General features: G+C 69.9%; 12 protein-coding genes. 2 read left to right on the top strand and 10 right to left on the bottom strand.

The window, feature by feature from the left end:
* Positions 1 to 8: 8 nt before the first annotated feature.
* The 3 genes from O7546_RS01500 to O7546_RS01490 all read right to left on the bottom strand — a co-directional run bounded on the left by O7546_RS01500 (position 9) and on the right by O7546_RS01490 (position 4,475).
* The gene (locus O7546_RS01500) at positions 9 to 785 is read right to left on the bottom strand and encodes a hypothetical protein (RefSeq protein WP_194798769.1); all 777 of its coding nucleotides are present in this window, start codon (positions 783 to 785) and stop codon (positions 9 to 11) included.
* Complete coding sequence (asnB, locus tag O7546_RS01495; RefSeq protein ID WP_194798770.1) at positions 778 to 2,973, bottom strand: asparagine synthase (glutamine-hydrolyzing); 2,196 nt, start codon at positions 2,971 to 2,973, stop codon at positions 778 to 780. Before asnB ends, O7546_RS01500 begins: the two co-directional genes overlap by 8 nt.
* Positions 2,974 to 3,251: 278 nt before the next feature.
* On the bottom strand, positions 3,252 to 4,475 hold the full coding sequence (locus O7546_RS01490) for a helix-turn-helix domain-containing protein (RefSeq protein WP_194798771.1): 1,224 nt from the start codon (positions 4,473 to 4,475) through the stop codon (positions 3,252 to 3,254).
* A 57-nt stretch (positions 4,476 to 4,532) separates the two neighbouring features.
* Here O7546_RS01490 and O7546_RS01485 point away from each other — a divergent pair, with 57 nt between their 5' ends.
* Entirely contained in the window at positions 4,533 to 6,146 is a 1,614-nt protein-coding gene (locus tag O7546_RS01485; RefSeq protein ID WP_281600387.1) for a glucose-6-phosphate isomerase, read from the top strand.
* Between the two features lie 73 nt (positions 6,147 to 6,219).
* Here O7546_RS01485 and O7546_RS01480 read toward each other — a convergent pair whose 3' ends face one another.
* The 5 genes from O7546_RS01480 to O7546_RS01460 are packed head-to-tail and all read right to left on the bottom strand — an operon-like array spanning position 6,220 to position 10,825.
* Positions 6,220 to 7,167 (bottom strand): type II glyceraldehyde-3-phosphate dehydrogenase, encoded by a 948-nt coding sequence (locus O7546_RS01480; protein ID WP_281600386.1) that lies wholly within the window; start codon positions 7,165 to 7,167, stop codon positions 6,220 to 6,222.
* Positions 7,164 to 7,838, bottom strand: coding sequence for a hypothetical protein (locus O7546_RS01475; protein ID WP_281600385.1), 675 nt, complete (start codon positions 7,836 to 7,838; stop codon positions 7,164 to 7,166). The genes O7546_RS01480 and O7546_RS01475 overlap by 4 nt, the downstream gene beginning before the upstream one ends.
* Positions 7,831 to 8,814 (bottom strand): isocitrate/isopropylmalate family dehydrogenase, encoded by a 984-nt coding sequence (locus O7546_RS01470; RefSeq protein ID WP_269698035.1) that lies wholly within the window; start codon positions 8,812 to 8,814, stop codon positions 7,831 to 7,833. Before O7546_RS01470 ends, O7546_RS01475 begins: the two co-directional genes overlap by 8 nt.
* Positions 8,815 to 8,825: 11 nt before the next feature.
* Positions 8,826 to 9,758, bottom strand: coding sequence for a ribose-phosphate diphosphokinase (gene prs, locus O7546_RS01465; protein WP_269696061.1), 933 nt, complete (start codon positions 9,756 to 9,758; stop codon positions 8,826 to 8,828).
* Positions 9,755 to 10,825: a Gfo/Idh/MocA family oxidoreductase gene (locus tag O7546_RS01460; RefSeq protein WP_194798776.1), complete on the bottom strand. Its 1,071-nt coding sequence runs from the start codon at positions 10,823 to 10,825 to the stop codon at positions 9,755 to 9,757. Before O7546_RS01460 ends, prs begins: the two co-directional genes overlap by 4 nt.
* A gap of 14 nt (positions 10,826 to 10,839) precedes the next feature.
* Between O7546_RS01460 and O7546_RS01455 the strand changes: the two genes are divergently transcribed.
* Entirely contained in the window at positions 10,840 to 11,646 is an 807-nt protein-coding gene (locus O7546_RS01455) for an inositol monophosphatase family protein (RefSeq protein ID WP_281600384.1), read from the top strand.
* On the opposite strand, the gene O7546_RS01450 is transcribed toward O7546_RS01455, so the two are convergent.
* Positions 11,643 to 12,707 carry a hypothetical protein gene (locus O7546_RS01450; RefSeq protein WP_194798778.1) on the bottom strand — a complete coding sequence of 355 codons (1,065 nt, stop codon included), beginning with the start codon at positions 12,705 to 12,707 and terminating at the stop codon, positions 11,643 to 11,645. The two genes, O7546_RS01455 and O7546_RS01450, sit on opposite strands and share 4 nt — an antisense overlap.
* Positions 12,704 to 13,582: a phytanoyl-CoA dioxygenase family protein gene (locus O7546_RS01445; RefSeq protein WP_194798779.1), complete on the bottom strand. Its 879-nt coding sequence runs from the start codon at positions 13,580 to 13,582 to the stop codon at positions 12,704 to 12,706. Before O7546_RS01445 ends, O7546_RS01450 begins: the two co-directional genes overlap by 4 nt.
* Position 13,583 lies beyond the last annotated feature (1 nt).

Below are 13,583 nucleotides of genomic sequence, written 5' to 3'. Positions count from 1 at the left end.
GTCGTCACTCAGACCACGACCTGCCGGGCGATCTGACGGCAGGTCGCCACGACCCGCCGAACCCAGATCGTGGGTTCGTCCGGCTGAAAGTCCTGCATCGTCTCGACGGCCCAGTAGTCCTCGAACGAGATGACGTCCTGTTCCACCGCGCGGAAGCGGCGAGCGCGCCATTTACCGCTCTGGCCGTACTTTCCCTCACCGGCCAGGAGCGCGTCGATGACGTATCCGAACGCCAGGCGGGCAGACAGCACGGCGCTCTCCACGTCGTCGGATTCGAGCTGGCCGATCGCGTCCTCGATGAACAGGGTGGTGTAATTCAACGCCCGGGAGACCATGAGCGACCGGATGGCCGTCGACCGGGTCTGCTCGCGCCGACGCTCCAGCCAGCTCGCGCCCGCGATCGGCACGGCGTGGTCGACCCGCTCGAGGAAGCGAAGCTCGGGCCAACTGAGTCGGTCGCCCGACACGTCGCCGGAGTAGAACTCCTTCCAGGAGACCTTGTCCAGGAGCTGATCGACCTGACCGTCCTGCCAGTATTCGATGTCCAGCTTCTGGTCGTTCGTCATGAGCCGGGACACGGCCACCGCGTCGGGCTGAAGGCCCACCCGATGGGCGGTCTCCACCCCGCTCGGCGCCTCGTCGCAGATCACATAGATGTCGATGTCGCTACCGGTGTTTCCCCAGCCCTGCACCACGGACCCGGCGACGAAGACCGCCTCGTAGCGAGACGGCAGCAGGTCATGCTCCACCAGCGCCAGGAGATGGTCGGAGTAGTCCTCAGCCATCGACGGTCGCTCCAGCTACACGCAGGATCCGGTGCTCCACGGCCTCGTAGACGAACGACTCGACATCCGTCCAGGAGCCGCCCGCGAGGTCGAGCAGGTCCTCGACCGACCGGACGCCGTCCACGCCGGCCAGGAATCGACGCCAGACAGGGCTCTCGGTGTCGATGACGTACTCGATCTCGCCGTTCAGGATGAGGAACCAGTCCTCGTCGTCCATCGAGCGCAGCAGGAGGGCCTCCGGGCCGAATTCGAGCACCGCCTTGTCGTGCACCACCGGTCGGTACCCCAAGTGCTCCGCGACGTGCCCGCTCTCCGGAGAGAGGTCGACCCCATCGATGGCGCTCAGCTTGATGTCCAGCGGACGCGTAACGATCGGCGCCGGCACCTCCGCCGCCATCGACGCGAGCAGCCCGAGGTTGATCGCCTGCAGGGCGAGCTCGACATCCTGACTCTCGGGTCGCTCCGTGATCCGATGCATGAGCTGCCGCACGCCGGCGGCGTCGAGGTGGTCGGCAGCATCGCCACCCGCGAGTGCCTCCTCGACCAGCGCGCCGCCGTCCTGCGACAACATGCGGGCCAGCATCCGGTACGTGTGCTGCTCACCGACGCCGTAATAGAACGGAACCTTCGGTCGATTTACGATCGAGGCCGGCAGCAGGTGCCGGGTGGCGTCGCGGAGGATGCGCTTGTCCCACAGTAGGCGGCTGCGCTGAGCCGCGGGAACGCCGACCACCAGCTCCACGAGGCGATGGTCGAGGAACGGGACGCGCGCCTCGATGCCGCTGCCCGCAGCGGTTCGGTCCTCGTGCCAGCAGTTGTACTGCTGGATCTTGGCGTACTCGCGTTCGAGGAATGCCTGGTAGGGATCGGGAGGGGTGGTGGCGCCAAGCCTGAAGACGACATCGTCCCGGAGGATAGGCTCCGCCAGCTGGCTCCACCAAGGGGCGAGTTCGGGCCGTTGGTAGATGGCACCGTTGCGCATCATCGTCGCCAGCGAACCCTCGAACGAGTGCCAGTCGCCCCCCAGGCCGTAGTCCACCGAGTAGCCGCCGTTGAACTCGTCCGACGCCGCGCCCAACAGCATCCCGCGCAGCTCGGGGCGTTCGGTTCTGGCATACCGGTGCAGTTCATGCTTGTAGAACTGCTCGACGCCGCAGAGCGGGGTCTCGAGCAGCCACAGAAGTCGCTTCCATTCGTCGACGGAGGGCACCCGGGCGGCGTCGAAGACCACCTGGTGGTTCGGTAGTCCCAGATGGTCGGCGACACGACGGGCGTTCGCCGCATCACCGTTGAGGTGGGTGCTGCCGCTCAGGGCGGTGAACGTGTGCAGCGAGGTGCTCCGCCCCACGGCCAGGGCCGCGACGGCGCTCGAGTCGATGCCGCCGGACAGGAACAGCCCGAGCTCGGCGTCTGCCGTTGCGCAGTCCGCCACGGACTCCGCCAACAGCGCACCGTATCGCTCGGTGAGCTCCCGGTCCGACATGCCCTCGCCCTCGCCAGCCGTGGGGAAGTCCCAGTAGCGCCGTTCCGTGGTGGCGCCCGTGCCGAGATCGATCTCCATCACGGTGGCGGCGGGTACGCTGTGGATTTCCTGGAACCAGGTGGTCTGTTCCATCGGCACCAGCACCGGGGCGGACGACATCATCGGATGGACGAGGGCTCGACCCCAGTCGACCTTCCGCGGCGTGCCTGGATCAGCGAACAAGGCTTTGATCTCGGAGGAAAAGATGATTCGCTCCGCAGTGCGGTGGTAATAGAGCGGCTTGATCCCGAAACGGTCCCGAGCCAGGATGAGCTTGTTGGCCCGCCGGTCCCACAGCACGACGGCGAACATGCCGTGCACATTTTCCAGGAACCGAATGCCATGACGGGCGTACTGACCCAGGAGGACCTCACAGTCGGACCCCGTCAGCAATTCCTGACCGGCTGCGAGCTGACGATGATTGTAGACCTCGCCGTTGGCGATCAGGACCAACGACCCGTCGGGGCTGACCAGGGGCTGTGCGCCACCCTCCGGATCGATCAGGGACAGTCTCGTGAACGCGAGGCCCACAGGGCCTTCGCGAGTGACTTCGCGGTCGTCCGGACCACGGTGCCCGATGGTGGTCGCGATTGTGCTGAGAACGGCATCCGCCGCGTCCGTCAGCGGGCACCCGTCAACACGCGCAAGCCCTCCGAGACCACACATGGTCGCACCCCTTCTTCCCGCGAATCACATCGTTCCGTGGTCTACGATGTGCCGGCGCTGCGGCTTGGTAGCCGCAGCGCCGGATACATCACTTGTTGTCGCGCAGGACGGTGCCGTAGGTCACCTTGGTGGCGGCCGGCTTCTGGTACTTCTTCATGGTATTCCTCCCTTCGATGTCTCGGGGACGACGAAACCCTAAGTCGGCCGCGCGAATCCCCACCAGCGATTCGGTCCACGCCGAACACGTCGTCCGGGTGCCGCGCGCGTCAGGGCCGGGATTAGCAGAGGTCCAGCAGGTCGAGAAGCGAGCGTCCGGCCTGGTCGAGTTCGTAGAGGACCTGCCCCCCGACCCTCCTTCGGAGCACCAGACCGCAGGCGTGCAGCGTCTTCAGGTGCTCCGAGACGGTGCTCTTCGCGAGCGCGAGCCGGCGGGACAGCACCGACGTCGTGCAGGGCACGACCACGGCACGCATGATGGAGGCTCGCCCACCGCCGATGAGCATGGTGAGAGCGTCCTCCCGCAGCCGTCGGGTCAGGTCCGGGCTGTCGCTAAGCACCGAAGCGCCCCGGGCCTGGAACGGAATCGCGATCCGGCCACGAGAATCGGTCGCCGACATCCTCAGGCCGCGAGCGAACATCATCGGCACGAGCACCGGACAGGCGTCCCGGCTCGGGACGGCGCCCAGGGTCCCGGGCACCTCCAGCAGGGGCGGGTTCCATGTGAAGATGCCGTGCAGATCAGCGAGCAGGCTGGCTCCACCCCGAGTGGCCAGCATCCGGGAACGCAGCAGCAGCTCCTCGTCGAGGACGGAGCGGATGGCTCCCCACCGCGAGGCCAGCGCGTGCTCCCAGAAGCGTGACACCTCGTCGGTGTACCACCGCAGCGATCCGTCCGGATCAGCGACGAAGCGGACCAGCGGGGCCGGGACCTCGTCGGGAAAGAGCCGGACGATCTCGGCACGTACCTCGTCCGGCGCGGTCGCCGTGGACCTGGCCAGCTCGTCGACCGGCGCGTTGGCCGATCCATCGGGAATGGGGGCGATGAAGCCGGGTAGCTGCGGCGCCGTGACGGCGTAGAGCTCAGCCAGTTCGGGTGGGAAGTGCTGCCAGGCGGCGCGTGCCCAGTCACTGAACGGCCAGCGCATGTAATGGGGGCCACGACGGAGGCTGACCAGACTCGCGGCCAGCTCCCAAAGGGGACTGAACGCGATCCGGATCCGGCCGAGCGTGGCGTCGTCCATGAGGACCTGCACCTGGCGGTCGCCCGTCGTACCCGTCCACACGTCGTACGGCAATGGTTGAGCTGCTCCCACGGACACCCCCGAAGTGTTGTCGGACTGCATCGACGGCCCTGTGCGGGCGGCGGGATCGATCACCTCGTGGTCTCCGCGCCGACTGCGTACGAGCCTAGGTTTTCGTCTCTGGTCCGGAAAGGACGCATCGATGAAGCTATGCTGCGATGACGGCCGGCCCGCTCCGGCGAGCCCGTCGCCGTCGTCCACGCCCGCAGCATCACTCACCGGCCGCGATCGAGGCCTCAGCGGAAGGATGGTCGCCGAGTGATCGAGGCGGTCGCAGGTGGTGCCCGGGTCGGTGTGCACGTTCCCCTCGCCGAGGTCGCTGGACACCTGCGTGACCAGTTCGTCGACGAGCGGGTACCGACCAGCCTCAGCGAACGGAGGCTGTCGATGTGGCCCCAGGCCGTGGCGGCCGACATCGTGCGTCGCACGACATGGCTCGACCTCGCCGCGTCCTCCGCCGACCTGGCCTCGGTCGTGCACGAGCTCGCCGCCGAACGCGCGGAGCTCGACCACGTCGTACTGCTCGGCATGGGTGGCTCGTCGCTGGCCGCGGAGGTGGTCGCCGTGGCCGCGGAGCAACCACTGCGCGTGCTGGACACCACCGATCCGCACCAGGTCCGGGCGGCGTTGGCCGAGGATCCCGCACGTCTCCTCGTGGTGCTCGCCAGCAAGAGCGGTGAGACCGTCGAGTCGGAGAGCCTCGGCCGCGTGTTCGTCGACCACCTGCACCGGCACCTGGGCAAGGCCGCGACGGCACGACACATCGTGGTGATCACCGACCCCGGATCCCGTCTGCACGCGACCGCTATGCGCGAGGGCTACGCCTGCGTGCTGAGCGATCCGATGGTGGGTGGTCGGTTCAGCGCCCTGGGACCGTTCGGCCTGGTGGCGCCCGGTCTGCTCGGCGCGGACATCGCCGCCGTCGTCCGGGCGGCCGCAGCCGTCCGGCCCTCGCTGGCGAACGACGCGGACAATCCAGGGCTGCTGCTCGGCGCGGCGCTGGCCGCGGCGGCCGAACGTGGGCGGGACAAGGTGCTCCTGTGCGCGGAGGGCGCCGCGGTACGCGCACTGCCGAACTGGATCGAGCAGCTGGTATCGGAGTCGACCGGCAAGGACGGCCGGGGCATCCTGCCGGTGATCGGCTCGGCCCGGACCGCCGCGCCCGCGGATGCCGTCCGGGTGGTCCTCGGCGTCGACCCGCGCGGCACCGCCGACATCGTCGTCGACGCCCCGCTGGGCGCGCAGTTCCTCCTCTGGGAGTACGCGACGACCGTGGCGTCGTACCGGCTCGGGGTGAATCCGTTCGATCAGCCGAACGTCGAGGAGTCCAAAGCAAACACTCAGGCGGTGCTGGCCGGCGACCATCGCGACGGCGGTGATGTTCCCCTGATCGTGACCGATGCCGTGGAGGTGCACCTCAACCCGGGCCAGGCCGCCGGCCCTGCTCTGTGTGAGCGCCTGGAAGAAGTGTTCGAGTGGCTTCTCACGATCTCGGAACCCGCCGGCTACCTGGCCGTCATGGCCTTCCTGGACCGGTCCGGCGACCAGCGCGTCGCCGAGGTGGCGCAGCGGCTGCGCGAACGCACGAGCCTGCCGGTGACCTTCGGCTGGGGCCCGCGGTTCCTGCACTCCACCGGTCAGCTCCACAAGGGCGGCCCGCCCACCGGCGCCTTTCTGCAAATCACTGCTGCGGCGCAGGACGATGTGCGGGTGCCCGGCCGACCGTTCGGACTCGCCCGACTTCAGGCCGCGCAGGCCGAGGGCGACCGACTCGCGCTCGCCCGCCGTGGCCGGCCCGTTGTCCGGATGCATCTGCGGGATCGCCGGGCCGGCCTCGACGAGCTGACCGCCGCGGCTCGCCACCTGTCGTGAGCCGGCCGTTCTACCGACGCGGTACCCGCGATCGGCCGATGCGTCGCGCCACGTTCCCATGCTCGCCCCGCGGTCAGCTCAGCGACGCCGCAACCGCCGGCGTGGCCGCGTAGGCGAGGATCGCGTCGATCGTCTCCGGAACGGTGATGGCCTCATTGTCCAGGGAGACCGCGAGGCTGAGCGCGTCGCCGTCCCGGCACGCCTGCACGGCGATGTCGTACCGGTCGCCACGGGGCATGCCGCTCCGCATCGCCCGCTCCCGGATGAGCGCGCTGTCATGCGTGCCCTCCGTCAGGAGGGTCACACCCTGGGCTGCGCCGAGCCGTGAGACCGCGGCGTCGAGTTCGCCGTCGGTCAGGTGCAGACGCAGCAGGATGACATGTCCGGACACCATCGGCACGGTCACCGCGTTGGTCGACAGCGACATCTCCGGGATGATCTCTCGCAGGTCCGTGGCGTGGTGCGAGGGGCGGGCGTCGAAGACCGCGCTGTTGGTCACGCCCTTGGCCGCCTTGTCGGTGTCCGTGCAACACCGAATGATCGTGGCGTGAGCGCGCGCGATGTGGCCGACGCCGATCGCGGCCAGCGTCCGCCCGATCGCCGTGGTGTTGCAGCTGGCCAGCCGGGCACTTCGTAATCCGAATCCGATCTCCCGGTTCAGGGCCGGGTGCAGGACCGGCCCGAGTGAGCGATCGCGCTCGCCCCCGCAGTACCGCACCGCGACCCGCGCCGCTCGATAGCTGGCCGCACGCCCGGCGCCGCTGCGGCTGGGCCCGGCGTCGACGACCAGGTCGGCCTGCGCGAGCGCGTCGTTCCACGACCCGGCGACCGTGATTCCGGTGCCCTTGAACCGCTCCGGTGTCCCGTCGTCGGTAAGGAAGTAAGGCACGTCCGGTCGGGCGAGCACCCCACCGGTGAGCCGACGGATGCCGACACCGACCAGCTCGAGATCCGGATGCTCGGTCACGGCGTCCACCAGACGCTTCCCGATGACACCCATCCCCAGTACGGCGATCCTCATGCCCGACCCACCGCCTCCGCCTTCGACAGGGCCCGGTCGAGGATCTGGGCCGCCACCAGTCCGTCGCTGCACATGGCCAGAACCGGAAGCCGACGCCCGCGGGCCCGGGGGGTGTCGAGCAGCAGGGCCTCGGGCCAGTCGGGGCCTCGACCCCGGTCGAGCTGAAACTGGCTCGCGCGGGCAGTGTCCGCACACACCATCGCAGGCAACACGGCCAGATCACCGGTGATCGCTGTCCCGTCCGGCCATCCGCCGACGAAGTCGGCCACCACCAGCCAGCACCGCGACTGCTGGACCGTGATCACGCGCGCCGACCAGGCGACCGGTCGCACGCCGACCGTGTCCCCCGACCACGAATCCCCGATCCGTACGGCGTCGACGGGTCCCGCCGTAGCGGGCCCGCACACTCCCGCTGCTGGTGCGATCACCGTGGCGGAGCCGAAGACGGGCTCGATGCCCAGGCCGTCGATCAGGGCGCCGAGGATGACCTCGATGCGCAGCCTCGCGAGATCGGCGCCGTCCGGTAGGTCGACCGGGCGCCCGCCGATCGACAGCACGCTCGCCGCACCTTCGGCCGGTGCGACGTCCCAGCCCCGTCCGTGGGCTACCGACGTCAGTGCGCGGGCCAGCGGCCAGGAGGGATCGACACGGACATGTCGCCGTTCAGCCATCCTCTGCCATCCTCTTCGTGACGGAGTCACAGACGAAGTCGGTCACCGCGTCGGTGGTCGCCAGGCCGCCGAGGTCTAGCGTGGTCGGCCCGTCCTTCTTCGCCGCGAGGATGGCCGCCGAGACCGCCTCCCCGCGGCGATCCTCGCCGAGTGCGGAGAGGAGCATGGCGACGCTCTCGAAGAAGGCGATCGGGTTCACCTGCCGACGGTTCGCGAGGTGGCCGGCGTCGCCGTGCGCCGCCTCGGCGATGTGTACCCCGGTCCCGCTGTTGAGGCTTCCGACCAGCCCCAGACTGCCGGCGACCGCCGCGCCGAGATTGCTCAGCAGGTCGCCGAAGGTGTTCGAGGTGAGGATGACGTCGAAGGCGCCGGGGTCCAGCACCAGGGTGGAGCACGCGGTGTCGGCCAGCATGTCGTCGAACGCCACCTCCGGATGGCGGCCGGACACCTCCCGGGCCACCTCGAGGAACAGCCCTTCGGTGAGCTTGAGGTTGTTGGCCTTGTGCACGAGCGTGACCTTCCGGCGGTCCTGCCGGCGGGCGAGCGCGAAGGCGGTCTCGGCAATCCGTTCGCAGCCGCGCCGAGTAGCAATCTTGACCGCCTGGGCGACGCCGGGAGCCGCCCACCACTCAATGGCCGCGTACATGTCCTCGACGTTCTCGCGCACGAGCAGGATCGGCAGCGAAGGGTCGACGGGAATGGGACGGATGCACGCGTAGAGGTCGAGTTCCCGCCGCAGATAGTGGTTGGCGCTACGCACCGAGCCGCCACTGGGTGTCGCGAAAGGCCCCTTGAGCGCCGCTCCGTGGTGTCGCACCGCCTCGATGGTCTCGGCCGGGGCAGTGGCGCCGAACTGATGGTACGCGCCCAGACCGGCCGGCATGTCGAGCCAGTGGACGGACAGCCCGGTCGCCTCGACCAGCCGGCTGCCGGCGGCGACCAGCTCGGGACCGACACCGTCACCCGCAATTCTCACGATCGTACGCACTACGGCGACCCCCGTTCCTCGTCCTTGCCATCACCCGTCCGGCACTCGCCGGGCGGACTCCCGCACCATTGGTCGATCGCCGCGGCAAGCAGCGCCACCTCGGCTTTGGCGTCGCCGACGCTGTCCGAGGTCGCCACCTGCACCGTCGGACCGAGTCGGGTGCGGATCACCTCGCGACCGGCCAGCAGGTGCGCGACGAACACGCTCATCCGAGCGCCCGCCGCGAACAGCGCGTCGCGCAGCGGGACCAAGGTGGACCCACTGGAACAGACGTCCTCCACGACAAGGCAGTGCCTCCCCCGCACCTCGTCCCCGATCCGCGCGTAGAACGTGCCCGAGGCGTCCTTGTACTTGGCGAGAACCACCACCGGGAGCCCGAGCAGCCGCGCGACCTCCGAAGCCCGCAGCGCCGCTCCCGCGTCCGGCGCGACGACCACATCGACCTCACGCACCCAGTCGGGAGGCCGGCGGGCGAACTCCTCACCTGCGGCGATGTCCCGAACGGTCAGCCCCGGCACCGCCGGCCGCGCGCTGTGCCGGTCAACCGTGATCAGCGTGGTCACGCCGGCCGCCCTGAGCAAGGCCAGCACCAGCTGGCCGCTGCGCGGCTCACCCGGGCGCATTCGCCGATCCTGCCGCTGGTACGCCAGGTACGGCACGAAGCACGTCGGCGCGGCTCCCCCGACGCCTGCCACCGCGTCGAGCAGCTGGAGCAGGCTGATCAGGCGACCGTCCTGACTGCCGGAGGTCGAGTGCACGACCATGACGTCGCGACCGGAGAGGTCCGTGCCGTCCGGGACGGACACGATCTGCTCGCCGTCGGGGAAGACGCGCCGATCGGCGAACACGGCGTCGATCCGTTCCGGCAGGTCGCGGACGCGGAAGTGGTCGTCCGGCCCGAACACGATGGCGCGGCTGGAGGATCCGCTCACGCCAAGCTCCTCGCGGCTTCCCGGATCGCCAGCGCATCGACACACGCCTCGGCCAGGTCCGGCAGGGCGGGGCCGTTCCCTCGTATCATCGCCGCCCAGGCGAGGAGCTGGCGGGCGAAGGTGGACTCCGGCCGGGTGGACCTGAACACGACGGTCTCCTCCCGTCCCGCGGCGTCCCAGTGCGTGACGGAGCATGCGCCACCGTCGTGCGCGTACGGCGACGGCATGGTCAGCTCCACCACGGCTCGGTCGGCGACGAGCTGCACGACTTCCCGGTAGCGTCCGTGTTCCGGCACCCGGGTGTGGGTCATCCGGACCATGAGGTCCGGGCGCGGACGCCAGCCGCAGGTCACCGCCGAGCCGTTCGCCCAGGAGGCCGCGTAAGCCACCCCTCCGACCAGGTCCAGGCCGGCCTTGCGCAGCAGAACATGGGCCAGGTTCACGTGATGGACCAGCGAACCACCCAACCCGTGCATCACGATCTCGGCCCGTTCGGGTCCGGCCACTCGCGCTGCGACCTCGATCGCCGAGGAGGGCGGCAGGCTCCGGCGCCGTACGATCTCGGGCACGAGGTGCTCGATCTGCGCGGGCGAGTTGGGATCGAGCACCCGTACGATCACCTCGCGGGCCTCCTCCACCAGCGGCTCCGCCTGCTGGAGGAAGCGCACGACCGCTTGCGAGTGGCGTTTCATGTAGCCGACGCCGACGGGGACGCCGGTGCGTACGCTGTGCTCGCGTAACGCCTCGACCTCGTCCGGGTCCACGCTGACCGGCTTCTCGCAGAGGACCGGTATGCCCGCGTCGAGGCATTCGCCGACCACGGCGACGTGGGTGTACCAGGGTGTCGCGCAGATCGCCGCCCGGGCGCCGGCCCGCACCGCGGCGGCGACATCCGGGTCGACCCGTACCGACGGGAACAACGCGGTGACCTCCCCCGCCCGGGCCGGATCCGGCTCGACGACCGAGACCAGCCGGAACTCGTCGGTCATCCGGACGAGCGACGGCAGGTAGGCGGCGTGGGCCACCCGCCCCGCGCCGATGAGTACAAGTGGAATGGCATTCGTCACGTTAGTCTCCATTCATGCCCGCCGATGACGTGCCGCCCTGCCTCGTGGATCTGCCGACGCCCACCTCGATCGACTGGCCGGCGCTGCTGGCCCGTCTGACCCACTGGGGAGGAATGCTGGTCGTCCGTCAGCAGATGTTCATGAGTGACGCCGCGGCGCTCGGCGCCTTCGAGTACGAGCTCGAGTGCGACCTCATCGAGCTGCTGCGGGCGCAGTTCGGTGACGTCAGCGTGCTCGCCGAGGAAACCTTCCACCGCACCGGCCGCCCGGTGGGTACGCCGGGACGGCTGCAACTGGTGCTCGATCCGGTCGACGGGTCGCGCTCGTACGCCGACGGCAGCGCCACGTACGCGATCACGCTGGCCGCGTTGCTCGACGGCCGGCCCCTCTTCGGCCTCGTGCACCACCCGGCCGAGCAGGTCACCTACGCCGCGGCTCGGGGCCTCGGCGCGTATCTCGGCTCCCGGCGGCTGGAGCCGCGTCGCACCGGGTCGCGGCGGGTGGCGATCCGGCAACGCGACCGGACGGGGCCGATGGCGCTCGCTGCCGAGAAGCTGTCCCGCCACGGCTACCTCGTCGAGGGGATGGCGTGCACCTCGCTGAAGCTCTGCTGGGTCGTCGAGGGCCGGATCGCCGGACTCGTCAAGCCGGTGACCGAACGCAACGGCATCCTGTCGACCTGGGGTCTCGCCGCCGGCCAGCTCGTCACCGAGGAGGCCGGCTACCTCGTCTCCTCGCTGGACGGCTCCCCGTGGGAGTGGGCCCCGGGTGAGATCGTCATCGGCGATGCCGGTTTCCGCTCGGCGCTCGGCTTGCATTAGCGTCTCGGTCCGACCGGCGACCGGGCGGCGTCGCGCAGCCGGTCCCTGCGCATGTCGCCCAGGCCGAGGCGTAGCGCACCGTCCGCCAGCGCCAGCGCCTCGGCGAAGGCCCTCGCCTTGGGTAGATCCGCTCGCTCGAGCGCGGTCGTCAGGTTGCGCACGAGATGGTAGATCAGGATCAGATCCACGGCGTCCGGGTCGACCCCCTGGCGTGCGCAGGCGTCGTGCGCCTGCCTGCGGCACGCGGCGAACGCGACGTCGGTGGCGGGCAGCGGCGTGGAGAAGGTGGCCAGCACCGCCTGGAGGACGTACGAGCTGTCGTGGTGGACCAGATCCAGATCCACCCCGACCGGTGCCGGCGAACCGGTCTCCCGCCAGCTGTCCACCTCGGATGCGGCGAGGACGAGGTTGGCCGGCTTCGGGTCGCAGAAGAGGACCCGCGGGCCGGGCGCGTCCTCGATGACGGCCGGAAGCCGTGCCGTCACGTCACCACCGACCAGGCTCTCCATCCGCGCCAACGCTGCGGTGTAGCGGTCCGCGACCGGGAACGGCAGGCTCGGTGCCGCGTCGTGTCGGGCCGTCGCCTCCCGTACCGCGCGTTCCACGGCGACGAACTGGTCCAGCAGGTCCAGCCCGCTGCGGCGCGCACGGCCGGCGACCTCTGGGGCGTGACCGGAGAGATCCCGCAGGTCCACCGCAGCGGGCTGCTGCAGGGTCACCAGCGCGTCGCCGGCAATCCAATGTGGAACCAGCGTGTGGAGGTCGCAGCGGCGCAGCGTCGCCAGCACGACTCGCAGTCTCTGCCGGGCCACCGGGCCGTGCCGTAGCGGTTTGACGCGGAGAGGGACGAAGCCTCGCCCGGCCCATACGGGAAGAGCCGAGGCCATGATCGCGACCCCGTCGGGCCCGGTGTCCGCCACGACCAGGTGCTCCCCCGCCGCACCGGGCGAAGGGCCGGCCGGGAGCGCCCGCCGGAGCAGTTCGACGAGGGCCTCCTCGCCGTCGTCCCGGACAAGCGCGGCCACCAGCGGGCCGAGCGCCGCCCGGACCGTACGGCTCATGGCTGCCCGCGATGGGGCGACGCGAACTCCCTCTCGTAGCGGGTCAGCCGGCGCACCTTGTGCTTCTCGACGCCGTCGACCGTGCGGGCGCTGTCCGGGTCGTCGTAGAGCGGCAGGTCGTCGGCCGGTGGCCGGATGAAGCGCTCCTGGTCATCGCCGTACGCCCGCACGATGATGCGGCGTTCCCGAGTGAGCGACGCGGCCCACCGGGGGTCGTAGAAGCGGTAGCCACTGATCCAACTCGGCGTGTACGACAGGAAGAAGTTCACCCGGGTCGACGTGCTGTTGTTCGGCTGCACACGGTGCCAGAGGCTCGCGTGGAAGACGGTGATCGAGCCTGCCCGCGGTCGCAGCACCCGCTCCCCCGGCAACGCGCCGGTCGAGGTGTGCTCGCCCTCGTATCCGGGCCGGTGGCTGCCGGGCAGGTAGACCAGATTGCCCATCTCGTCGTGCGGAACGTCGGTCAGCCAGTATCCGATGCGGAGCTTGAGCGGCAGCACCGGCGCGAATACCCGGAACGGGACGGCCCGCGGACCGTCGATGTGCCAGTGGTTGACGACGGCACCCGGCTGGCGCACGATCATGTCGTTCTGGGACAGGCGCACGCAGTCGCCGAAGATGTCATACGCGAAGCCGATGTGCCGCTCGTGGTCGATCAGCTCCTGGAGACCCTGGTGCTTCAGCACCAGATCTTCGATCTTGTTGGTGTTCTTCGAGGAGGGCACCATGCCGGCCACCAATTGCCGGCCGATGTCGAGGTAGCGCTCGATCGCCTCCGGGGTGATGCGGTCGTCCAGGTGGATGAGCCCGTTCTCCTCGAACTCCTCCCAATCGGACTTGGTGAAGCCGGACGGCGCGGGCTTCAACGAGGTCATG

It is taken from the genome of Micromonospora sp. WMMA1976, from assembly GCF_027497335.1.
GTDB classification, from domain to species: domain Bacteria; phylum Actinomycetota; class Actinomycetes; order Mycobacteriales; family Micromonosporaceae; genus Micromonospora; species Micromonospora aurantiaca.
The sequence above is the reverse complement of the archived record's forward strand: the minus strand, read 5'-3'. Positions and strand labels throughout refer to the sequence as shown.